The 24,425-nt window shown below is 42.2% G+C and carries 16 protein-coding genes; 8 read left to right on the top strand and 8 right to left on the bottom strand.

What is annotated here, in order from left to right; all coding sequences use genetic code 11:
- Window positions 1-234: 234 nt before the first annotated feature.
- The gene (locus tag SY85_RS20895) at window positions 235-1,011 is read right to left on the bottom strand and encodes an MBL fold metallo-hydrolase (RefSeq protein WP_082886639.1); all 777 of its coding nucleotides are present in this window, start codon (window positions 1,009-1,011) and stop codon (window positions 235-237) included.
- A 78-nt stretch (window positions 1,012-1,089) separates the two neighbouring features.
- Window positions 1,090-1,392 (bottom strand): hypothetical protein, encoded by a 303-nt coding sequence (locus SY85_RS20890; RefSeq protein WP_082886638.1) that lies wholly within the window; start codon window positions 1,390-1,392, stop codon window positions 1,090-1,092.
- Between the two features lie 172 nt (window positions 1,393-1,564).
- Here SY85_RS20890 and SY85_RS20885 point away from each other — a divergent pair, with 172 nt between their 5' ends.
- On the top strand, window positions 1,565-1,816 hold the full coding sequence (locus SY85_RS20885; RefSeq protein ID WP_066407259.1) for a hypothetical protein: 252 nt from the start codon (window positions 1,565-1,567) through the stop codon (window positions 1,814-1,816).
- A gap of 3 nt (window positions 1,817-1,819) precedes the next feature.
- On the opposite strand, the gene porX is transcribed toward SY85_RS20885, so the two are convergent.
- The gene (gene porX, locus SY85_RS20880) at window positions 1,820-3,376 is read right to left on the bottom strand and encodes a T9SS response regulator signal transducer PorX (protein ID WP_066407257.1); all 1,557 of its coding nucleotides are present in this window, start codon (window positions 3,374-3,376) and stop codon (window positions 1,820-1,822) included.
- A gap of 54 nt (window positions 3,377-3,430) precedes the next feature.
- Entirely contained in the window at window positions 3,431-3,676 is a 246-nt protein-coding gene (locus tag SY85_RS20875; protein WP_226998928.1) for a four helix bundle protein, read from the bottom strand.
- 238 nt (window positions 3,677-3,914) lie between these two features.
- Between SY85_RS20875 and SY85_RS20870 the strand changes: the two genes are divergently transcribed.
- The 5 genes from SY85_RS20870 (at window position 3,915) to SY85_RS20850 (ending at window position 10,869) form a co-directional block, all read left to right on the top strand.
- The gene (locus tag SY85_RS20870; protein ID WP_066407255.1) at window positions 3,915-5,129 is read left to right on the top strand and encodes an HD domain-containing protein; all 1,215 of its coding nucleotides are present in this window, start codon (window positions 3,915-3,917) and stop codon (window positions 5,127-5,129) included.
- 108 nt (window positions 5,130-5,237) lie between these two features.
- Window positions 5,238-6,293 carry a UDP-3-O-(3-hydroxymyristoyl)glucosamine N-acyltransferase gene (lpxD, locus tag SY85_RS20865; protein ID WP_066407253.1) on the top strand — a complete coding sequence of 352 codons (1,056 nt, stop codon included), beginning with the start codon at window positions 5,238-5,240 and terminating at the stop codon, window positions 6,291-6,293.
- A gap of 215 nt (window positions 6,294-6,508) precedes the next feature.
- Window positions 6,509-7,312, top strand: coding sequence for a class I SAM-dependent methyltransferase (locus tag SY85_RS20860; RefSeq protein ID WP_066407251.1), 804 nt, complete (start codon window positions 6,509-6,511; stop codon window positions 7,310-7,312).
- Window positions 7,313-7,537: 225 nt separating this feature from the next.
- Window positions 7,538-9,532: a DNA topoisomerase (ATP-hydrolyzing) subunit B gene (gyrB, locus tag SY85_RS20855; protein ID WP_066410036.1), complete on the top strand. Its 1,995-nt coding sequence runs from the start codon at window positions 7,538-7,540 to the stop codon at window positions 9,530-9,532.
- 119 nt (window positions 9,533-9,651) lie between these two features.
- The gene (locus SY85_RS20850) at window positions 9,652-10,869 is read left to right on the top strand and encodes a carboxypeptidase-like regulatory domain-containing protein (protein ID WP_066407249.1); all 1,218 of its coding nucleotides are present in this window, start codon (window positions 9,652-9,654) and stop codon (window positions 10,867-10,869) included.
- A 19-nt stretch (window positions 10,870-10,888) separates the two neighbouring features.
- Here the strand turns inward: SY85_RS20850 and SY85_RS20845 are convergent, their stop codons facing one another.
- Window positions 10,889-11,254 (bottom strand): DUF4870 domain-containing protein, encoded by a 366-nt coding sequence (locus SY85_RS20845; protein ID WP_066407247.1) that lies wholly within the window; start codon window positions 11,252-11,254, stop codon window positions 10,889-10,891.
- Between the two features lie 116 nt (window positions 11,255-11,370).
- On the opposite strand from SY85_RS20845, the gene mgrA reads away from it, so the two are divergent.
- Both mgrA and SY85_RS20835 read left to right on the top strand, forming a co-directional pair.
- Window positions 11,371-12,375: an L-glyceraldehyde 3-phosphate reductase gene (gene mgrA / locus SY85_RS20840; protein WP_066407245.1), complete on the top strand. Its 1,005-nt coding sequence runs from the start codon at window positions 11,371-11,373 to the stop codon at window positions 12,373-12,375.
- Between the two features lie 111 nt (window positions 12,376-12,486).
- The gene (locus tag SY85_RS20835) at window positions 12,487-12,690 is read left to right on the top strand and encodes a hypothetical protein (protein ID WP_066407244.1); all 204 of its coding nucleotides are present in this window, start codon (window positions 12,487-12,489) and stop codon (window positions 12,688-12,690) included.
- A 55-nt stretch (window positions 12,691-12,745) separates the two neighbouring features.
- Here the strand turns inward: SY85_RS20835 and SY85_RS20830 are convergent, their stop codons facing one another.
- The 3 genes from SY85_RS20830 to SY85_RS20820 form a co-directional block, all read right to left on the bottom strand.
- Window positions 12,746-18,112, bottom strand: a complete 5,367-nt coding sequence (locus SY85_RS20830; RefSeq protein WP_066407243.1) for a S8 family serine peptidase — start codon at window positions 18,110-18,112, stop codon at window positions 12,746-12,748.
- A gap of 79 nt (window positions 18,113-18,191) precedes the next feature.
- Window positions 18,192-21,581, bottom strand: a complete 3,390-nt coding sequence (mfd, locus tag SY85_RS20825; RefSeq protein ID WP_066407241.1) for a transcription-repair coupling factor — start codon at window positions 21,579-21,581, stop codon at window positions 18,192-18,194.
- A gap of 103 nt (window positions 21,582-21,684) precedes the next feature.
- Window positions 21,685-24,342 carry a T9SS type A sorting domain-containing protein gene (locus SY85_RS20820; protein ID WP_066407239.1) on the bottom strand — a complete coding sequence of 886 codons (2,658 nt, stop codon included), beginning with the start codon at window positions 24,340-24,342 and terminating at the stop codon, window positions 21,685-21,687.
- Window positions 24,343-24,425 lie beyond the last annotated feature (83 nt).

Here is a 24,425-nt window from a genome sequence, read left to right as displayed (position 1 = left end):
CCTTCAGGGTTACTCCGTATCCACTTCATAGTAACTCCGTATCAGGTCCATAGTAACTCCGTATCTACTCCGTACCACATCCCTACCTCACCCGTACCCTAGCCCATACCACGCCATCTGGCCACCGGTAAAATCCAATTGAAATAGTAAAAGAAAGTGTAATAAGAAGAGCTGAAAACGCCCTGCAAGAGATGACGCTAAAGATACAAAAATAGCCTTGGCTATCCATCAATATTATACATGAATCTTTAAGCCATCGTAGCCTAAATAGATACCTTCTGGAAGGTGCTTCTCCACATCCTTGTGCTTACCTAACTGGTGTGAGATATGCGTAAAATACGCTTTGGGTAGTTGCAGTTCCTGTGAAAGGGCAACCGCTTCATCTAAAGCAAAATGGGAAATGTGTTTTTCCTTGCGCAACGCATTGACTACCATTACTTCACTGCCTTTGATCTTTTCTTTTTCAGCATCCTCTATCCTATTAGCATCGGTTATGTAGGTAAAGCTGCCAAAGCGAAATCCATAAACCGGCATTTTTAAGTGCCAGACCATAATAGGAATTACCGGAATGTCGCCAATAAAAAAGGGATCCAAAGTAATAGAGTTCAACTCCAGGCTGGGGACACCGGGGTATTTTTTATCAGCGAATGCATATGCAAACTCGCGCATAAGAGCATCGATGGTCATTTGGTTGGCATAGACCTGCATGTCCTGCTCCATAAAGAAATTGAAGGCGCGTACATCATCCAAGCCTGCAATATGATCCTTGTGTGGGTGTGTAAATAAAACAGCATCCAGACGGCGCACATCTTCCCTTAACATCTGGTAGCGAAAGTCGGGCGTGGTATCTACCACAATAGTAGTAGTAGGCGACTGTACCATAATGCTGGACCGTAAACGCTTGTCACGGTGATCCGTAGACGTACACACGGGGCATTGACAGGCTATCATAGGAACACCTGTGCTGGTGCCTGTACCGAGCATTGTAATTGTTAAGGGAGGAGTAGTCACTGGTTGGGAAGTTTACAGGTTCGCTTGTTCACAAGTTTACGAGTTAATTTACGCTTTCAAGAGTGAACTTGTAAACTTTTAAGCTGGTGAGCTGTCACTATTTTCTTCATCCTTAGATGAATGAAACTTGCCCATGATATCATCATACCACTTTCGGCTATCTGGTGTTAAGGCATCCGCATCAATTTTCAGTTGTGGCAAAAGGTCGATCATTGTATTAATGCGTCCTTCAAGTTGCAGGAACTTATTGAGCACGACAACTTTCTTTTCTTCCAATATGCAAAAACCACTTTGGAAACTACCTCGCTCATAGCGAACAATGTAGCCCATTTCTTCAGCTATTTTTTCAACCTTGTCTAAAGTCGTTTGTGTGTACTTCATACTCAAATTAGTTATAAGTCAAATGGGTCATCATTTATCAAAAGAGTCAAAAAAGCCTAATGGCCTATTCTGAAATCACATAACACATTTAACTCATTATTGGATACGATAGAAGGATACAAAGGTAATAGCATTGACACAAACCCCTATTTTTGGGACTAATTTGTGCAAAATGGCCCGTAAACAAGCCCTTCTACGTTTAATAATTTTTATTGCCTGTATTCCGTTTGTGGGCTTGGTCCTTACCCGTAAAGAGGCCGATTGGCTGTATTACCTATCCCTTGCTTTCATCCTTGCCGGCACAGGTTTTATCCAATACCTGAATTGGCAGAAAGGTAAAAAAGAACAGGTGAAAAAGCGCCTGATTACTTATGGTGCCATCATTGCCGGATGTGTTGTTCTATCACTATTTTTAAATAAGTAATTTTTATTTGCTCACCATTTGTACTACCGGAACAATCATCTCTTCCAAGCTAATACCACCATGCTGAAATGTATTGCGGTAATAGTTAACATAATGGTTGTAATTATTAGGGTAGCATAAAAACGTATCCTCGCCGGCAAATATGTAAGAGGAGTTTACGGTAGGCGATGGCAGCCCTCCTTCTTTTGGATCACGGAAAGCCAGCACTTCTTTAGGATCGTAATTCAAATTGCGGCCATGCTTATAGCGCAGATTAGTGGTAGTTTGTTTATCACCAATCACTTTTGCCGGTGTTTTTACCCGCACACTGCCATGATCGGTAGCCAATACAATCTTGATGTTTTTATCAGCTATACGCTTTAAAGCCTGGTTTAAAGGTGAATGCTCAAACCAGGAAGTGGTAATACTACGATAACTTACTTCATCGCCCGCCAACTCTTTAAGTACTTCCATTTCTGTACGGGCATGACTGAGCATATCTACAAAATTGTAAACGATCACGTTCAGATCATTGGACAGCAGGTTGTGCATATTATTGACCAGATCTAACCCCGCCTGGTTGTTCAGCACTTTAGTATAGGATACACGTAGGTTACTTTCTCCCATGCTTTTCAGTTGCGCCCGGAAGAACTCTTCTTCACTTTGGTTTTTGCCACCTTCCTCATCATCATTTTTCCATTGCTGCGGAAAGCGCTTTTCAATATCTATTGGAAGCATGCCGGCAAAGATGGCGTTGCGGGCATAGTGAGTAGCCGTAGGAAGGATACTATAAAACGTATCTTCTTCTACAATCCGGAAGTTCTCAGCAAAAAGTGGCTGTATGGCTCTCCATTGGTCAAAGCGTAGGTTATCGATCAGCACAAAGAATGTAGGCACACCTTTTTCCAACGTTGGCATTACTTTATCACGGATAAGGGTATGCGACATGGTGGGGCGGTTGTCTGACTTTGCCTTTAACCAGTCTGTATAGTTGCGGCTAATGAATTTAAAAAACTCTGTATTGGCTTCGTTCTTTTGGGTTTGAAAAACTTCCTGCATTTCAGGGCTATCGCTTTTCTGTAAACTCAGCTCCCAGTAGATCAGTTCTTTATAAATGCCCATCCACTCATTGTAATCGGGATTAGAGTTAAGCGCCATAAACAGGTTGCGAAACTGCTGCTGGTAAGCCGTAGTGGTACGCTCTGCTACCAAGCGTTTATTATCAATGATCTTTTTAAGAGAAAGCCAAACCTGATTGGGATTAACTGGTTTGATCAGATAGTCTGAAATCTGGCTGCCAATCGCTTCATCCATCAGGTTCTCTGTTTCGTTCTTTGTGATCAGAACAACAGGAATCTGCGCGTTGATTTCCTTGATCTTGGCCAAAGTTTCCAAACCTGTAATGCCAGGCATGGACTCATCGATCAGCACCACATCAATGAAGTTCTCTTTTATAAAGTCTATAGCATCAAAGCCATTTGTTAGTGTCTGTACATCATATCCTTTATTCTCCAGAAATAACTTCTGTGATTGTAAACTTTCAATTTCATCATCGACCCAAAGAATCTTTGCTAAAGCCATGTAAGGAATGTTTTTTAGTTGTTTTTGTGAAACGTCAAAGGTGAAAGGTGAAATCTATTTAGAATCTATCATTTTTGATAGCATTGCAAAACACCTGTTCAACAATATACCAGTATTATTTAACTCACCGGCATTGAGATAATGCAAATCAACGGCCGTTTCCAATGCCGCATCAATTTCTATAACTGAACCTCTTGCAATTTCAAGATACCTACTTCTTTCAATACTTGACTTTCTAGATGCGCCCTCAGCTAAGTTAAGTTTAACCGATAACGCAGCTCTTCTGATTTGCTGAACCATATTAATTTTTCCTCCGCCGGCAACTTCAATGAAATATGGTAAATCTCTTTAACTAGTTCTCTAGACGTTTTATAAACTTCTAGATCTTTGTGATTTAACTTAATAAACATAGATAGTGGATTGATAGTGTAACCATATTTCACTTTTGACGTTTCACCTTTCACTTATCTGCATTCCAAATGTAAACATTCTCCCATCCCCCCTTATATTTGAAAATTAAGATTTAATTCAGCAGTTTATGGCGTATGTGCGTAAAATCATCAATGACCCGGTTTATGGCTTTATAACAATAGACCATCCGTTGATTTTTGAGATCATTTCTCATCCTTATTACCAACGCTTACGCCGTATCCATCAAATGGCCTTTGCATCTCTGGTCTATCCGGGGGCTGTCCATACTCGCCTTCATCACTCTTTGGGTGCTTACCACCTGATGGGATTAGCATTAACCGAGCTACGCAATAAAGGAGTAGAAATCACCAAGGACGAAGAAATCGGGGCCAAAATCGCTATTTTACTACATGACATAGGTCATGGCCCTTTTTCACACGCGTTAGAACGCAAGCTGATAAAAGGTGTGCATCATGAGGATATTTCTGTACTGATTCTTCAATTACTCAATGAGCAGTTGAATGGACAGCTACAAACCGCCATTGAGATTTTTAGCGGTACCTATCCGAAGCAGTTTCTACACCAACTTGTTTCTGGTCAACTAGACGTGGATCGTATGGACTACCTCACTCGCGACTCATTCTTTACGGGTGTATCTGAAGGTGTAATCGGTTACGATCGCATTTTAAAAATGCTGGTGGTGCATGATGGCGAATTAATGATTGAAGAAAAAGCCATCTACTCTGTGGAGAAGTTCCTGGTAGCGCGCCGCCTTATGTACTGGCAGGTATACCTGCACAAGACGGTGGTAGCGGCTGAAAAAATGCTCGTAAGGATCATTGAACGGGCAAACGAATTAATTGCCGCAGGTATAGAGATGGAAATGGCATCCAAAAACCTGGACTTCTTTTTAAAGCAACACCAACCAGAAGACAATTTTATCAAACACCTGGAGAAATTTACCCAATTGGATGACTCCGATGTCATGTGTACGATCAAGAATTGGTGCGGACATGTGGATAAAGTACTATCACGCTTGTGTAAGGGCCTCGTGGAGCGAAAACTGCTGAAGATACGCTTTCAGCCTGAGCCTTTTGATCCATTGTTAGTGGCCACTTTAAAGGCGGATGTGGCACAGCGTTTAAACATTTCCGAAGAAGAGGCTAGCTATTTTGTATTTACAGGCGAAGCGGTAAACACAATGTATAACCCTTATGACGAACATATTAAAGTGCTGTTTAAAGAAGGAGGAGTAACCGATATTTCGCGGGTAGACAATGCTTTAATCCATCAACAACTATCCTCCGCTGTCAAAAAGTACTACCTTTGCTACCTTCGTTAAAAGTCATAAAAGTCAAAGCCATCATACTTTGTAACTACTTTACTCGTTTGATAGCTTTGAGAATGATAGGTGATTTTTGACACTAATTGACTAATTTGACTTTATTATATGCAGTTTACAGCCGCCCAGATTTCGATACTGATAAATGGAAAGATTGAAGGTAACCCTGAAGCTTCAGTATCATCGTTTGGCAAGATTGAAGAGGCACGGGAAGGGCAGCTTACATTTTTGGCCAACCCCAAATATGAAGATTATTTATACACTACACAGGCTTCCATAGCCATTATCAATGAAGCATATGAGCTAAAACAGGCTGTTAAGCCTACTCTTATACGTGTGCCGGATGCTTATTCTGCATTCGCACTACTTTTAAGCAAATACCAGGAAATAGCTACCCAGCAAATGCAGGGTATTCAGCAACCTTCATATATAGCGCCATCAGCACAAATTGCTGACGGAGTATTTATTGGTGCCTTCTCTTACATTGGTGAAAATGTAAAAGTAGGCGCCGGCAGTAAGATTTTCCCAAGCAGCTTTATTGGCAACAACGTACAGATTGGGGAAAACTGTATCATTCATCCGGGTGTGAAGATTTATCATGATTGTGTGTTACACAACCATATTGTAATTCATGCCGGTACTGTAGTCGGAGGAGATGGCTTTGGCTTTGCCCCCCAGGCCGATGGAAGTTTTAAAAAAGTACCCCAGATTGGTAATGTTGTGATTGAAAACAATGTAGAGATTGGTGCCAACACTACTATAGACCGTGCTACCATGGGCTCTACCATTATTAAAGCCGGCGCAAAACTGGACAACCTGATTCAGATTGCCCACAACGTGGAAATTGGAAACAGTACCGTAATTGCAGCCCAGGCGGGTGTATCGGGCTCTACCAAGATCGGCAACCAGGTAATGATTGGCGGTCAAGCCGGCTTAGTCGGTCATATCCAGATTGCTGATGGCTCTAAAATCAACGCGCAGAGTGGTGTTAGTAAATCCTTAAAAGATCCATATACATCGGTTACCGGCTCACCAGCTGCTGAGTACACCAGCGCTTTACGTAGCCAGGCTGTATTCCGCAACCTCCCTACTCTGGAAAAAAGAATCCAGGAGTTGGAAAGTATCGTAAAGCAGTTGCTGACAGAAAAAGTGAACAGCCTGTAGGGAATTCGATAGAAGAAACTCAAAATACGATATCCCAAATTTCAATATTCAATTCTAGTCCACTATGAATCATTAATGTACCCTTTGTGAGCTAGAAATGAATGTATATTGAGCTCTTACTGGACTTACAGGGGATATTATCTACTGTAAGTCCCTATAACTCCCCTATAAGAGAACCACAGATTAGTAATAATGATTATTATTAAAACCTATTTATGGCTTCTCCCAGCATCTCCCAAGGCTCTGTGCCTGCCAATTATGATCACTATTTAGGGCCGCTTTTCTTTGAGCCCTATGCCCTAGATTTTGTAAAGCGGTGGCAGACCTTAAAAATGCATACCCTATTAGAGCTTGCCTGCGGTACAGGCCGCCTTACCCGTCATTTGCTGCAGCTTTTGGATACAGATGGGGCACTTTATGCAACTGACCTCAAGGAAGAAATGCTAGCAGTGGCTAAAGAAAAAATTCAGGATAACCGCCTGCACTGGCAGGTAACGGATGCACAGGTGTTACCATATGAGGATAACACTTTTGACCTTGTTGTTTGTCAGTTTGGGGTAATGTTCTTTCCCGATAAGCTAAAAGCCTTTAAAGAAGCTTTACGAGTGTTACAGCCCAACGGCACTTTCCTTTTTCTAACTTGGGATGATCCGGCTACTAATACGGTATCATTCGAAACACAAAAAGTTCTTCAAACTGTTTTTCCTGAAGACGCGCCTGTCTTTTCCCAAAAAGGGCCTTATTCGTATTTTGATAAGGATGAAATCACATTGTCGCTGCGAGAGGCAGGATTCCAGAATATAGAAATCATACCCGCACAAATAACTACGGTAGCCTCTAAAGTGGAGGATGTAGTTATAGGCAGCTTGGAAGGCTCTCCCCTAACCACCTACTTAGCAGAACGAGGAGAGGCTAAAGAAAGAGTCAGAGAGCTATTACATAAGGCCTTATCTTCCTACCTAACAAATGGAGAATACCGTTTTGCTATGCAGGCACTTTATTGCAAGGGGGAAAAATGAAAGAAAATAGAGCTAGCATAGGCTGGCCCGTTAAGGCTTATCCTGTCTAAAAGAGGCCATCTGCAACCTCGATTATTGCATTTCTATAAAACGTGAAAAACTAGTGGGTAAAAAGGGGGCTAAAGGGTTCTATTTTAACGTCTTCTGCTTTGGCTAAACACCCCTTATTTGGTATATTTGCCAGAATGGACCTGCACCTATCCGGTGCTTAAATTTCCGTATAAAATGAGCGATATTTTAGATACAGCAACAGCTACTCCCACCCCAGCCGTTCAGCCCTCTTATGGTGCGGATAGCATTCAGGTATTAGAAGGTTTGGAAGCCGTACGTAAACGTCCGGCGATGTACATAGGCGACATTGGGGTAAAAGGTTTACACCACCTAGTGTATGAGGTAGTAGATAACTCTATTGATGAAGCCTTGGCTGGACACTGTAAGAACATTACAGTCTCTATTCATGAAGACAACTCCATCTCTGTTGAAGACGATGGCCGTGGTATCCCAACAGGTATTCATGCCAAAGAAGGCCGCTCTGCACTGGAAGTAGTACTGACAGTACTTCACGCCGGTGGTAAATTTGACAAAGGCAGTTATAAAGTATCCGGTGGTTTGCACGGTGTGGGTGTAAGTTGCGTGAACGCTTTAAGTACAAAGCTTCATGTAACCGTACGTCGTGAAGGAAAGATCTTTGAACAAGAATATAGAATTGGTGCTCCCCAGTATCCTGTGCGCATCATTGGTGAAGCTGAAACTACTGGTACTACCGTACACTTCTGGCCAGACGAAACGATATTTACTACAACTGTTTATACCAAAGATATCCTGGAAGGACGTTTGCGTGAGCTAGCTTTCCTGAACAGGGGTATTCGCATTATATTGAATGACCTTCGTGAAAAGGACGAAGAGAGCGGCATGACCTATTCACAGGTCTTTTACAGCGAAGGCGGTATAACTGAGTTTGTGGAAATGCTGGATAAGAATGCCGGCCGCACATCACTGATTCCTAATGTAGTTTATGTAGAAGGACGTGATGAGAAAACAAACGTAACTGTAGAAGTAGCCACTATCTATAATGATAGTTATAATGAACATATCTACTCTTATGTAAACAATATCAACACCATTGAAGGAGGTACACACGTAGCGGGCTTCCGCCGTGCATTGACACGTGTGTTCAAATCCTATGGTGATAAGCAAAACCTTTTTGAAAAGGCCAAGGTTACTATTGAAGGTGATGACTTCCGCGAAGGCCTGAGTGCCATTATCTCTGTAAAAGTTCCAGAACCTCAGTTTGAAGGACAGACAAAGACTAAACTGGGTAATAGTGAAGTAGCTGGCGTAGTAGATAGTACGGTTTCAAGAGCGCTTGAAATTTACCTGGAAGAAAATCCAAAGGAAGCCAAGAACATTATCAATAAAGTGATTTTGGCAGCACAAGCCAGAGCCGCAGCACGTAAAGCCCGCGAGCTGGTACAGCGTAAGTCTGTATTAAGCGGAGGTGGTTTACCCGGTAAACTGGCCGACTGCTCTGAACGTGATGCTGAAAAATGTGAGCTATACCTGGTAGAGGGTGACTCGGCGGGTGGAACAGCCAAACAAGGCCGCGACCGTAGCTTCCAGGCGATCTTGCCGCTACGTGGTAAAATCCTGAACGTAGAAAAAGCTATGGAGCATAAGATATACGAGAACGAGGAGATTCGCAACATGTATACGGCCCTTGGTGTAACTGTTGGTACTCCAGACGATCCTAAAGCGCTGAACTTAGCCAAGCTTCGTTATCACAAGCTCATTATCATGACCGATGCCGATGTGGATGGAAGCCACATTGCAACCTTGATTCTAACCTTTATTTACCGCTATATGAAGGAAATGGTGGAACAAGGATATGTCTATATTGCTCAACCACCTTTATACTTGGTAAAAAAAGGAAAAGAGCAAGCCTATGCATACAACGAAGAACAGCGTAAGCAAACCGTTGAAAGATTAGGTGGAGCTAATCCTGATAGCGTAAATATTCAGCGATACAAAGGTTTGGGAGAAATGAACGCGGAGCAATTATGGGACACAACAATGAATCCTGCTACACGTACATTGAAACAAATCACAATAGAAAGTGCTGCAGAAGCAGATCGCATCTTCTCTATGTTGATGGGCGATGAAGTTGCGCCTCGTCGTGACTTCATTGAAAGTCATGCGAAGTATGCACGTATCGACGTTTAATGTGTTTTGATATAATAAAAGTTTAAGGTTGCCTTTCGGCAACCTTTTTTAATTCTTACAATTCTTCAATTTCCTCATCTTCCTTTAAAAGCATAATTTTCTACTATCGAACCCGCGATATGAAATATCTATTTTTACTGTTATTCGTATCCCTCTCCTATAGCTCTTATGCACAAACTGTTCTAAAAGGAGTTGTAGTTGAACAAGAAACAAATAAGCCCGTTCCTGCAGCCAGTGTTTTTCTGAACAACACATCGGTTGGTACCACTACCAATGGGCAAGGGTATTTCGAACTAACGATGCCATCTGGCAAATTTGATTTGATTGTTTCTTCAATTGGCTTTGAAACGCACAATCAAACGATCTCAGCAAATGAAATAGCCTTACCTCTTACCATTAAACTTCAACCCAAGGTAAAGGCGCTGGAAACAGTAGTTGTAGAACCTTTTATAAAAGATGGCTGGGAACAATGGGGACGTCTTTTTCTGGAGAGCTTTATAGGAACATCTTCATTTGCTAACAACTGCCTTATTAAAAATACTAATGTTATTAAGTTCCGGCATTCCAAAAAGGATAATGTGCTCACTGCTATTGCACTTGAGCCCTTAATCATTGAAAATAAGGCATTAGGTTATACTATCCGGTATCAACTAGAAAACTTTACCTACCAGTTTAAAGAGCGGTTTATTTTTTACCAGGGCTATCCCTTTTTTGAGCCCATGAAAGGTGGCGCAGCAAGGGAAAAGAGATGGGCCAGAAACAGGAAAGAAGCATACGAAGGTTCTGCACTACATTTTATGCGCAGTATATACCGCAACACAGTTGTAGAGGAAGGATTTACCATGAATCATTTAAAAAAAGTAACCAACGCAGAGAAACAACGTGTAAAGGAGCTCTATAAAAAAGCCACACAAAGCACTCAATCGGGTAACACTACTTTAAAAATAAATGGCATTTCTACAAATCCAGATAGCTCCCATTATTACAGTACCGTAATGCGACAAGCAGACGGTTTTGATGTTATTAGCAAGACACCATTGATTGGAGATAGTGTTGCTTTTGCAATTGATAGTATAACCGCCGGCCTTTCATTTACCGACTATCTTTTAATTGTTTATAAAAAGAAGGAGGCGCCCGTCGAATATCAAAAGCTATTTCCAGATGCCGGAAAAGCTATGGTATCACAAATCACTTTACTCAATAATGATCTTATTGCCATTGAAGCAAACGGAGCCTATTACAATCCAGCCGACCTAATGAATAGCGGTTTTTGGGCATGGTCTGAGAAAATGGCAACGATGTTACCTTTTGATTATAAACTCCCGCCCACAGACTAATGTGCCTATTCACCAATGTCTAATTAATAAACCGGATACAAAATGGATAACGGTAGAGTTTATTATCAGCGGCATTGATGGTAGCAATTACTACTAACACCAACTGGACAATACCAATCAAGGGTAAAAGGATAATTCCAATAACCACAAAGATGAGTATGAACCCAATGAAATAAGCGAGCATTAACGTTAGCTGAAAGTTCAACGATTCTTTTGCATGTTCTCTTACAAACATTGACTCGTCTTTCTTAAGTATATAAATAATTAGCGGCGCAACGAAACTGGCTATTAATGTAAGAGCATGAGAAAGTACGCCTAACATTCGCTCATTATCACTAACAGGCTGAATTGTATTTTCTGAATGACCTAAATATGAGCGATCCATATTATAAAAGTTTGCTGCTAAAGAACAGTTTTTCCAAAATATTTCATAGCAAAACCATTAAGTTTCTGAATCAAGAAAGCACTCTTTGTTACTTTTAATAAAACTTATTTACTCTAATGACGTATCAGCCTTCTCCTGCACGTTACGCCTCTATGGAATATCGCCGCTGTGGCAACAGCGGTTTACTATTGCCAGCACTTTCACTAGGCCTATGGCACAACTTCGGCAGTACTGACTCATATGAAAATTGTCGAAGCATTATTCATACAGCTTTTGACTGCGGTATTACCCATTTTGACCTTGCTAATAATTATGGTCCACCGCCTGGTGGTGCAGAAGAAACGTTTGGTAAAATCTTAAAGCAAGATCTTCGGCCCTACAGAGATGAGCTGATTATCTCTACAAAGGCAGGATGGCCCATGTGGCCAGGCCCCTACGGCGATCTGGGCTCCAAGAAATATTTAGTTGCCAGCCTTGACCAAAGCCTAAAGCGAATGGGGGTAGAATATGTTGATATTTTTTATCACCACCGGCCAGATCCGGCTACTCCTCTTGAAGAAACAATGAGAGCCTTGGATCAAATCGTTCGCCAAGGAAAGGCCTTATATATAGGCATTTCAAGTTACAGTCCAGAGGAAACTAAGAAGGCAGTTGATATGCTGCGTTCCTTAGGTACTCCCCTGCTTATCCACCAGCCTAAATATTCACTATTAGTTCGATGGATTGAAGAGGGGTTAACAGATGTATTAGAGCAAAACGGTGTAGGGTGTATAACCTTTTCCTCTTTAGCGCAGGGGCTTTTAACGGATAAATACCTAAATGGAATTCCAACAGATTCAAGAGCCGCCAGTAATCGCGGAAATGGTGCGCTGGAAGCTACAGGTATTACACCACAAGTACTTAGTCAAATACAGAACCTTAATCACTTAGCGCAACAACGTGGGCAATCTTTGGCACAAATGGCTTTGGCATGGGTACTAAAAGATCAACGAATAACCTCTGTTTTAATTGGAGCTAGTAAGCCTGAGCAAGTGCTTGATTCTATAGGCTGCTTACATAACCTAGAATTCAGTAATGCAGAGCTAGAGCAGATTGAGTCTATATTAAAGCCCAAAAATTAATTCTTAATTTATTTAAGCTCAGCCTGAATCAGACTGAACAGAGCCATTTCTGGCCTTTGTTTTGCCAAAAAAGTGTAGATTTAATCTTTACTAACCACAAAACTTAGCAATATGGCAGACATTCAACTAACAGCGTATAATGTTAAAACCAAAGAAAAGGGTGTTCCCATTCAAGATGCCGTTGTAACAAAAACTGCAAAAGGGGCATATATGGTGCAAGGACACGATGGCAAAGGAAACAAGTTAACTACCTTATGTAATGAAGAGAAAGCCTTAGCAGCAATTAAAGCTGGTATTGCCAAACAAGGATGGTAAATTATACATTTTAAATAAAAGAAAAGGTGCAGTTAATCTGCACCTTTTCTTTTTATCATTGTTTATTTAGTTTAAACGATTGCAGCTTATCGCCTGTTGTTACCCGTAATAAGTAAACTCCAGAAGGGAAGGAAGCTGAAGATAGATCAATAGCAAGCTTTTGCCAGCCGCCGTTTCCTTCTTTTTTGTATTGCTGTACTAACCTGCCTTTGGCATCAAATACCTGTGCCTCTAACTTTTCAACAGAATTAAGCTGATAGGTTAAATAAAACTTACCGTTTGAAGGATTTGGATAAACCATCCAGGTAACTGGATTGGCAAAAATTATGGAGCGAATGGGTGAATAAGAAAAAGTGCCATCCTCTTCAATAATCTTCAGGCGATAATATCGAATACCTAGCTTATTGGGTTCTACATCAGTGAAGTTATATTCATGCAAAGAGGTGTTACTTCCCTGACTTACCACTTCTCCTATTTTAATAAACTGATTTGTCGCTCCTTGGGAAGCTTCTATTTCATATTTCGAAATATTGGATTCAGTTACAGTCCATCTCAATAAGGCATTTTCACCATTGCGTTGCCCTGTAAAACTTATTAAGTTAATAGGCAACGGTGTAGCAGCATCAAGTCCGCCTGAATTAAGCCAAAATTCAGAAAAACTATTCACTTCAAACTCTGCATAGTAACCAATATCAAAAGGTACAATTCTCAGGTCTGTTGGTGGTATAAATGACCAAATACCACCTCCATCATCCACCACAGTACCATTCTCTAGAGCCTTGTTAGAATGGCTCATCTTAGATACGCCTAATTGATATGGGCTTGCTGGTGCGGAGCACGTAGCACATCCTGTAGCTGTTATTAATGCTTGCGCTTCAGCATCAGTAAAATAAAAGCGCACTTTAACTGGACTACCTGGAGCCGTGTTTGATGGCTTAACAGTTATATTCCTATTTGCATAATATTGGTTATTGATATTTCGAACAGCTCCAGAATTAATATAAGCTTGCACATCTGTAGCTCCCAAATTTTGATTATTTGGTTGCACAGATGCCACTAATGCACCGCTTTGCTGAAAATCAATCCAACTTGAACCACCGCTAATGGTTTGTTGTACTGAGGTAGCCATCGTAGGTCCATTATAAATTCCCATGGACCGGTCGTATATATGAATGTCATCAACAGCAAGACCTTCCTTAGTAAGTCCCCCATCTGATGCAAAAACAAACCGCAGGCGTAAACGATTGATTCCTGTTGGCAATGGAATACTTGCTACATGCCACCGCCGTAAGGCTGGATCTTCTGTACTCCAAAATTGCTGAGGAGTACCTCTATTATACCAGTTTGTTCCAGATCCAGCTGTACCTAAAATATTCCAGGTAGTTCCGTCTACAGAATATTCAACTCTTGCAGCATCGCAAGTAGTTGTACCACAATTTTCTATATCCATAGCTACGCTGAAGCTAAGCATAGGCGTAGTCATTCCTGCGATGTTAAAACAGGGAGAATACAAGAAAGACAACTCTCCATCATTATAATTACCGCTTAAATTGGTTTTCCAGGCTTTTGATCCACTAGCCGCGCGATTAATATTTACAGAAGCCGGTGCACCCCAAGCCCAGGAGTTATTTGTACCGGTGGAGTACCAGTTGCCATTATCGGTTTCAAAATCCTGCAGGTATGGATAAGTAGTAATGAGCTCCTCATTTAGGAAAGACACCTGCGCGCTGTTATTATCAGCAAAGCTATCGCCACTCAAATCCACAACTGCCTCAATAGTATAAGCCCCTACGGCACTTAGGTTAGCTGTTGCAGCGAATGTATAAGACACGGTAGTTTTACCGGCCACCGAAGCCATGGTCTCACTTACCCACGCACCACCATTTACACGGTACTTTATTGGAATGTTTGTTAACGTTGCATTCATCGTGTTGCGTACAGAAACCGTAATTGGAGTGGCTGTAGACAATGCACAACTAATAGGAGCGAAACCATTAATACTTACTAGTTGCATATCGTTTTGAACGCGGTATATTTTTATATCATCAAAAGTGTAGCCCGCGCCACTTTCCTTATTAGCTGCCTGATTCTGCCCCGCTTGCCCCCAACGAATTTGGAAACTTGAACTAAACGTCTGCCCATTTGTTTGTAACAAAGAAGACAATTCAATACTGGTTACATTTTTATAAGTGCCAGGTACGTTTTGATTACTATATAAGTCATAGACTTCAATCCATGGCGTAGCACTATTATCATTGCCTCGTATCCATACCTTGTTAGCAGCATCAGCTGTTTGCCCATGCTGATTATATTTAAAACTCAGCCGGATATCATCGGCAGTCGTATAAGAGGCGAGGTTATAGGTACCTATTAAATAGTTGGTATTACCGGGCGCTGCCAATGCACGATCAGCATCTAAGGTTATTGCTTTTGTCCCCGATGCAGCAATTCCTGTATTTACAAACGTGCGCAGCCGACCGTCGATTGAACTATGCATAAAATCATAGCGGTCAATACCAGAAAGGCCAATTGTATCGGTACGATAATCGCTAACAACAGCTGCTTCAAAATCATCAACCAAATCAGTTGCAAGATTCACTGGTGGATTATCCAGGTGTTTTATAGTATACGAAAGTGTATTGTTTTCAGCAATCGGATCAGTTGTATTATTAACAACAGCTGCCACAAAATTGTAGTTTCCTATTGCAGCAAGATTAGCAGTAGCAGCGAATGTATATTCATAGGTGCCTTGAGCAGGAATAGTTGCAGTAACGGCTTCCGTTACCCATGTACTACCGCCATCAATTGAATATTTGACAGAAAAGTTACTAATTGCAACATCATCCAGGTTTCGCACGCGCACTTTAATAGGGGTAGTAGACGTTAAAGCCGATGAAGTAGCTTTTCGTCCGGAAGTTGGAGTCAGTATCGCGTCTAGCTTTAAATCATTATCCGAAATGGTACCCGTACAAGTTCCTGTATTCGGCTGGCGGGAAATCGCAACTGACCGCAAACCTGGAGCGCCATTTACTCTAGCCCGCACAGATACCCAATAAACACTGTCCGGTGATAAACTACTGATTGTATAGGACGTGCCGGTAGTGGTACCCACAGATACCATTTCACCACCTTTTAACCTAATAATTTCATAATCGCTAGCATTTGCTACTGCGCCCCATTGAACGGCTATATAAGAAGGACATTGCGTAGCCGACAAGCTTATAGTGGGCTGACCAATAATTGCAAAAGCATTACTGGTACTATTTAGAGAAGTACCATTTTTAGTTACCCGAATCCGTGCTTTTTCTGTTGCAATGGCAGGCACAGTCCATGTATAATTATCTGCAGTAGCACTAATAGCATTATCAATAGTTGTCCAGGTAGTACCGCCATCTATCGAATACTCTAGGGTAAAGGAATTAACAGGATCACCATAAGACTCCCACTGGATGGGTGTTACTTGTCCTGGTATTAACCCCTCTCCACCAACAGGAAAGGTTAATGCCAATGAGTTTGGAATAATATCATAAACAATATAATAATCCTGAGTAGGGTTTTGTGTTACGGAAGTTCCCTTTACTGTAAAAGTATATGTGCCGCCTGTAGGATTATTAATGACTACTTGTTCAATATTATTCCTATGGTCCGCACCATTGGTACTTGGGTTTTGAACATTGGCAGGAGAAGGGTCCAATACTAATGGTAAAACTTTAGTAGACGATGGATCAGTTACCTCTAAATCAAGATCATGCACTAACGCTGAAGCTGATAGAGGTGATGCCGCAGGATCGTTCCAATAGATCATCACTTTTAGCCTGGCTGTATTTGCCGGAACAGATATCGTGGTTGTTTGACTACCACCATTGCTTATACTTCCAGCAATAAAACGTCCTTTTTCAAGCATATCAACACTTCTCAGTAAGTTCATACTGCCAAAACCATATACATAATCAGGACCAGGAGTACCCCTGTCTGTCGCTCCATTACACAATAATGCTTTAATTAAAGCGCTTGATGGGTTTGCATTGCTGTTTAGCTGACGGTACTTCTCATACATTAGCGCAGCGCCACCTGTAACGGCTGGGGCAGAAATACTCGTTCCATTTTCAGTCAAATACCCGCCAGCTGCTGATGTAGATGTTACCGCTACGCCAAGGGTTACCAACTCAGGCTTGATTCTTCCATCACGTACAGGGCCTCTACTAGAACCACCGGAGATGATACCGGCACTATTTATATTTCCAACTGTAATAGCATTTTTAGCACATTGTAAAGAACCGGCTATAGTTCCAAACCCTGAAGCGGCATAAGGGCTACAAGTTAATCCTCCGTGATTACCAGATGCAAACACTTGTTGTAAAGAAGGAAACACAAAAGCTTGTTGATCTATCAATGCAGAATATCCGTCATATACACCACTGGCATCACATGTTTGTGGCACAATCTGATAAGAATTGTTGGTCAACACCATACCATAATCCTGTACATAGGTTGCTGCATTCCACCAGATATCCGTATAAAGGGTACTGATCATTTTAGCCTTGGAAGCGTAGCCTCTATACAACTCGTTCCATATACCTGCGCCGGCCAAGTTTCCAGCGACATAAGTGCTGTGTCCACCTCCTATTGTTGTTGTTTTACTGATAACCCGGTCTGTATAGTCAACATGTCCTTGAGAGTTGCCATCATCGCCGTGCCCGATCACTACGCCTGCTCCATTTAAATTCTTTCCCCCATTTGCCAGAGAGGCATTTAAAATCGTAGCATTTGAAATACGCCGGCTGTTCCCATTCAGAGGAATTGCTTGCAATGATTCTTCTTGCAAGTATTCTACAAATGGCAATGCCGCCAGCTCCGATACCTGGTTGGCAGGTATCTGCACACTTAGTATATGATAAGCCACTAAATCTTTTCGGATAACATTATACTTCTGTGTAAACAGAGCATCTAAAACTTCGGCTGCTGTAAATGATTGAGGGAAACGAATCTGAATGGTAACTAACCCTTTAGATCTAGCACCTACCGTTTGGGAGAACTGCGCTAAAGATGGATGCATCTTTTGCTGTGGTGTAGGCACCCATATAGCACTTGCTTTTACCCGCTGTAATACTTCTTTATTAAGTTTCTTTGTAATACTTACGGTATACGCATTGTCGGGAATATAATCCAATAGGGCTACGCCGTTCTTAGCTAGTTGTTGCTTTACTTCTTCGTTTGGAATTGTTTCAAATTGAAGAATGGCAAAGGCTTTTTCCTTATGAAAGGCTTTTTTATTAAACTGCTCTATGGAATCAGTAATAATATTAGGAGCTGCATAAACGACTCCACTCTTTAAACGAATGGCCTTTTTCTCTTTCTGGGCAAACGCAAATCCACTTAACCCTAAAAGTACTGTTAGCAGAAAGTATTGGCGAAGCATCATAGCGATATTATACTATAAAAATAGTAAAAAGCAAACGGCTTTAAAATCAGGAAAGGCCAAAAGAATCGCCCGTTTGCAACTATTTTACAACAGCCATATGCATACGCTGTAAGAATGAGAATATATCCTGCATACTATTTGCCGGTTCTACCACCAACATAAACAGTTTGCCTACCTGTTTTAAACGGGCTTTGTTGGTTCCGGTTTGTAAATAATCTAAGATATTATTGAACAACGCCGATTCAAAATACGGTGAGTCTGGTCTATTAATGAAGTAACATTTTAATATATTATCCTTCAACATCAGTTTTTCAAAACCTAAGGCTACAGCCATTTTACGGCAACGAACGGTAATAAACAGGTCTTGAACCTGAGGGGGGATAGGTCCAAAGCGATCTACAAATTCGGTCTCCATCTGCTCCAATTCCTCATCGTTATCGCAGTTATCCAGCCGCGAATACAGCGATAATCGCTCTGTGATGTTTTCTACATATGAATCCGGAATCAAAATCTCCAGATCCGTGTCAATGGTACAATCTGCAACAAAGTCATCCTGTTTGGAGATTTCTTCTTTGAAAAGCTCTTTAAACTGAGTGCGTTTAAGTTCTTTAATGGCTTCTTCCAGGATCTTCTGGTACATCTCAAAGCCTATTTCTGCCATAAAGCCGCTCTGTTCGCCTCCCAACATATTACCGGCACCACGAATATCCAGGTCTCGCATGGCGATCTGGAAACCACTGCCTAGATCGCTATGCTGCTCTAAGGTTTGTAAGCGCTTACGGGAATCTGTTGGCAGGGTACTCATAGGCGGTGCCAAGAGATAACAAAATGCTTTTTTATTGCTTCGTCCTACACGGCCACGCAACTGGTGCAGATCACTTAGGCCAAACTGGTGAGCGTTGTTAACAACAATGGTATTGACGTTAGGAATATCCACTCCACTTTCTACGATATTGGTACAAACTAATACATCATACTTCTTATCGATAAAGTCTAATATGCGCTCTTCCAATTCATGCCCTTCCAGCTGACCATGCGCCCAACCAATACTTAGATCAGGACAAAGCCCTTGCAGGATACCAGCCATTTCTGCTAGTCCTTGTATGCGGTTATGAATAAAGAATACCTGGCCGCCCCGCTCCGTTTCAAAATAGATAGCATCCCGCACAAAGTCTTCCTGGTATACACGCACTTCAGTCTGTATGGGCTGACGGTTAGGTGGCGGGGTATTGATAATAGAAAGGTCACGAGCCCCCATCAGGCTAAACTGTAAGGTCCGGGGAATTGGCGTCGCCGTCAGTGTTAAACAGTCAATATTGGTCTTTAGCGTTTTAAGTTTTTCCTTATGCCCTACGCCAAACTTCTGTTCTTCGTCAATGATCATCAACCCAAGATCTCTAAACTTCACTTCTTTACCCAGCAGTGCGTGGGTTCCAACAATGATATCAATCTTCCCCTCTTCCAGTTTCTTCAGCGTTTCTTTCTTTTCTTTAGCCGTTTTAAAACGGTTAACATAATCTACCGTTACAGGGAAGTCCTTCAAGCGCTCACGTAATGTTTTATAATGCTGAAAGGCCAATATCGTCGTGGGCACCATGATGGCCGCCTGCTTGCCATCAACACAGGTTTTAAAAGCTGCCCGGATAGCGATCTCTGTTTTTCCAAAGCCTACATCACCGCAAACCAATCGGTCCATTGGCGATGGTGCTTCCATATCCTTCTTTACATCGGCAGTAGCCTTGCTTTGATCGGGTGTATCCTCATAGATAAATGAGGCCTCCAATTCCGTTTGCATGTAATTGTCGGGCGTATGCTGAAATCCTTGTTGCGCTTTCCGCTGGGCATATAGCTTGATCAAATCAAAGGCAATCTCTTTAACCTTTGTTTTGGTCTTTTCTTTCAGCTTGGACCATACATCACTACCCAGTTTATTGACCTTTGGTACGGTTCCTTCCTTGCCAGTGTACTTAGCAATCTTGTGCAGCGAATTGATATTGACGTACAATATATCGCTGTCTTTATAAATGATGCGAACCGCTTCTTGTAGCTTGCCATTCACTTCTATTTTCTGCAGTCCACTATATACGCCCACTCCATGATCTATATGCGTCACAAAATCACCAGGCTGTAGTTCACGTAATGAACGTAGGGTAAGCGCCTTATTCTTATTATAAGCTTGCTTGACCTTGTATTTGTGATAACGCTGGAAAATCTGGTGATCGGTATAAAAGATCAGCTTGAGATCTTCATCAATAAAACCTTCATGAATAGAGGTTGCCAGTGGAGTGAAGTTAATTTCCTGATTTAGGTCTTTAAATATGCTATACAGGCGTTCTAATTGCTTAGGATTTTCAGCAAACAGATTGAGTGTAAATCCTTTTGCCTCCCAGCTTTTAAGGTCCTTGATCAGCAAATCAAACTGTCTGTTAAAAGACGGTTGCTCCTTTGTATTGAACGCTATTTCAAAATGAAACTGAGAAGGGCGCTCATGTCCAAAATACAGCGTGTGCCGATTGGCCAGTTGCTCAAAGAAGGTATCAGCAGTGACGAAGTCATCTAAGGTTACTGTCCGCTTTTCTAACTGATCATCTTCTTCCGCTTGTGGTGGTCGCTCTGCTATCATTTGCAGGAACTGCTGCACGTCCTCTGCGCCCGTTAAAAGGCGCTCGCGTGTCAACTCCTCATCTTGTAACCACACAATAGTATTCTCCGGTAAGAAATCCAACAAAGACACTTTACCCGCTTCTTCCAATTGCGTTTCCACATTGGGAATGATACTTACCTGTAGCAAACGCCGCTCACTTAATTGTGTCTCTGGGTCAACAATACGAATTGAGTCTACATCATTACCAAAAAGCTCAATGCGATAAGGCTTATCGTTACCAAAAGAGTAAATATCTACTATACCACCCCGCACAGCAAACTGTCCAGGCTGATATACAAAATCAGTACGCTCAAAACCATAATTCACCAGTTTTTCATACAGCCTATCGGTATCCAGTACATCACCTGATTTTATGTAGATGATGTTTTCAGAGATCGCTTTGGAAATCACCACTTTTTCAAACACCGCTTCTGGGTAAGTTACCAATGCCCCTACTCGATTTCCGGCTCCTGCTGCAAACCTGGTCAAAGCCTCTGTCCGCAGCATCACGTGCGACGAATTTAGCAACCGATAGTTTTTTCGGTTCTTAAAAGAAGACGGGAAGTAAAAGATATTCAGTGCCTGCGTAAGGTTTTCCAGCGTATTATGAAAATACGCCGCATCCTCAGCATCATTACAAATGAACACATGATTCAACTGACTGCAAGAGGGATGCATAAATGCACCTGCTGCAATAAACTGTGATGCACTACCCCGCAGGTTTTTTAAATAGATTTTTTCAGGCTGGGCAAAAGAAAGCCGGTCCGCCAACTGAAAAAGGCGGGGCGATTGTTGATAGGTTTTCAGCAAATCCTGGACACTCATGAAGGGTGCAAAGGTAAAAATCTAAAACTATTAGTAATGCTAAAAACGCAAGTCTATTAAAAAAATGAAGTCCTATTGAAGCTTATTCTTAATCCCATTATTACTACAACCTAAACCGCTCGGAGTACTTTTCTCCATTATTACCAAATACTTTAAGAATATATACCCCTTTAGGGAACTGCACGGTACCAATATGCTGATCTACATAGCGATCTTTTTTAGTAAGCACCAATTGGCCTTCCGCATTATAGATCCGCATTTCAATTTTGGCCGTTGTAAGTCCACCCACTTTAATGAGTAGTTGCTGCTGGTTGGCAGAAATATATTGTATAAAGCCTGCTGTATTGGGTTGCTGATCTATTCCAGTAGTGGAGGAGGCCAGGTTAGTGGTATAAAGACCTCTACCATGAGTGGCCGCTACCAGCAATAGGTCGGAAGTCCGCAAGCGCAGCATATCGATTCGTGTATTGGGCAGGTTATTACTCTGCGGCACCCAAGCTGTACTGGTACCTGCTGTTTTAGGTGTATACCATACGCCTAGTTCGGTTCCTATTAGTATTCCGCCCAGGTCATTCCCATTTACACTCACGGTAGCAGGAACGATCATACCCCAACGTACAGGCATATCTGGCAAATTACCTTCAATGTTATTGAATGAGGCACCACCATTTGTACTTTCCAAGACACTTACAACGCCATAATTGGATACGGTTACCAGTAAATGGCTGGCGTTGGCTGGGTCAATATCTATAGATGAAACATAAGCACCTGCTGCTACAGGTAGCGAACGGGCCGTACCCAAAGTTGGCGTCAACGTATTCAAACCGGTTACTTTATAAAGTGCCGGTACGCCATTGATTCCTGCTATCCATGCCTCCCCGCCCGTTGTAACTGTTGGGTCAACACGAATGGCCGATATTTCTTTTGTCCCTAAACCAGTCAAGGTCACATCATTAAACGCTGGCGTACTGGTGCTATTTAAGTTGGTTACAATACCCATTTTACCAGCGGCATTGCCAGTATAAAGTCGATCCAGTGCATCATCAAAGTCGGTAGGATTAACAAACTGCCCATCTTCATTTCCTCCACTCACCCGATCCCAATTGGCTCCTCCATCTCTTGAATAAAAATAGCTGTTGGTAGTAAAGGCACCTACCTGTAAGCGGCCATTGTTGTCCTGATCAATATGAGCATAGCCCCCATCACCTCCGGCTATACGAAAGGCTGTTCCTACACCTGCCGAGGTGAGTCGCATGGTACCATGATCCTGTGCACCTCCAAGAAAGTAATTGGCAGTTGTTGGATGTATATCTACTGAGTAGAACTGAGTGACATTGTAATTGGTATTGCGAGACACCCAATTGGCGCCGGCATTGGTACCATAATAAATACCGCCATCATTGGATGCTATGAGCTCTGTTCCGGTATTTGGGAAGAAAAGCAAATTATGCTGATCGGCGTGTACTACCGGCAAAGTACTACAGCCATCAGCCCATTGCGTTATCTGCGTCCACGTAGTTCCTCCGTTAGTTGATTTAAACAAATCAATCCCACCGATATAAACATTATTGGCATTGGTGGGATCAACCTGTACAATGAGATCGTACCAGGCCTGCCCACGCGTAAAATCAGTCTTTGTTTCCCCGTCATCACACCAACTAGGCAACGGTAGGTCTTGCCAGCTTACTCCCGCGTTCACCGACCGTTTTATAGCACCAATCTTTTTATCTACTACAAATAGGGCATACAGTATGTTAGCATCGCTGGGCGCACAAGCTATATCAATTCGCTCCCAAGTGCCAGCGGGGGTTATGTCTACCCAAGTGCCCGGTGCTCCAGCATTGGCCGCAGTCGATCGCCAGATCTTACCCTGTCTTCCAACAGCTGTGTTATTGAAGCCTGTAGTGGCATATATATCCCCGTTAGTAGCAATTTCCAGATCCGCACCGTAAAAATTCAATGCGTCTGTACAGTTAATAGTGGCAGCACTTCCTACTCCCTGCTGCCAGGAGACACCACCATCGGTAGACCGTAATATGCCGCCCCTGTTACAATTTGTTTGTATAGAGCTGGTACGCGCAGCCGCAAATAATATCCCACTGCTGTTGACCGCCAGATCCTGAACATAATCAAACGCCTTACTGAAAGGGTCTGATGTTATGGTAGTAATAGCTGTTGATGGCAGTTGATTCCATGTATTTCCCCCATCTTCCGACTTGAAAATGCCATTACCCCTAATGGCATCATAATTAAACCATCCTTCGCCTGTACCGGCGTATAGAATGTTGGGGTTAGAAGGATCCTGTGCCAAGGCGCAAACAGCAATATTGGTTAATTTATCAGATAATGGTGTCCATACAGGAGTCGTTTTAAAGTTGGTACAGCGCCATACGCCGCCTCCTACACCACCAGCAAAAATGGTATTCCCAGTTGCATCGCGACGATCTACCAGAATTGCGCGGGTTCTGCCTGCCAAATCATTTGGGCCCCGCTCTTTCCACTCTAAATCAGTAATCTTTGCCAGGCTTAGTAATCGGGCCATATAGGTACGAGCCGTCAGCAAACGCTCGCGGGGCACTCTATTCAGCGCAGGGTCTAGTGTCATCCGAAACTCTTGCTCCATTGCCAGGTCAATACGATCCTGCTTTTCATTCTCTTCTTCGTTTAACCCCATTCTATGACCTGCAGGCTCAGAGCATGCCATTATAAAAAACAAAAAAGTCAGCAAGTATATTCCGTTTGACTTTTGCAATGGAAGCATAAGGCTTGGTTAGAGTATAAAATTAAGTGTAGCATTTACACTCTCTTGATGGAAAAGGTAAAGGCTTTAATGTATAAATTTAA

This window comes from Flavisolibacter tropicus (assembly GCF_001644645.1).
Classification (GTDB): Bacteria; Bacteroidota; Bacteroidia; order Chitinophagales; family Chitinophagaceae; genus Flavisolibacter; species Flavisolibacter tropicus.
Note: the sequence above shows the minus strand (reverse complement) of the source record. Positions and strands in the feature narration are given on the sequence as shown.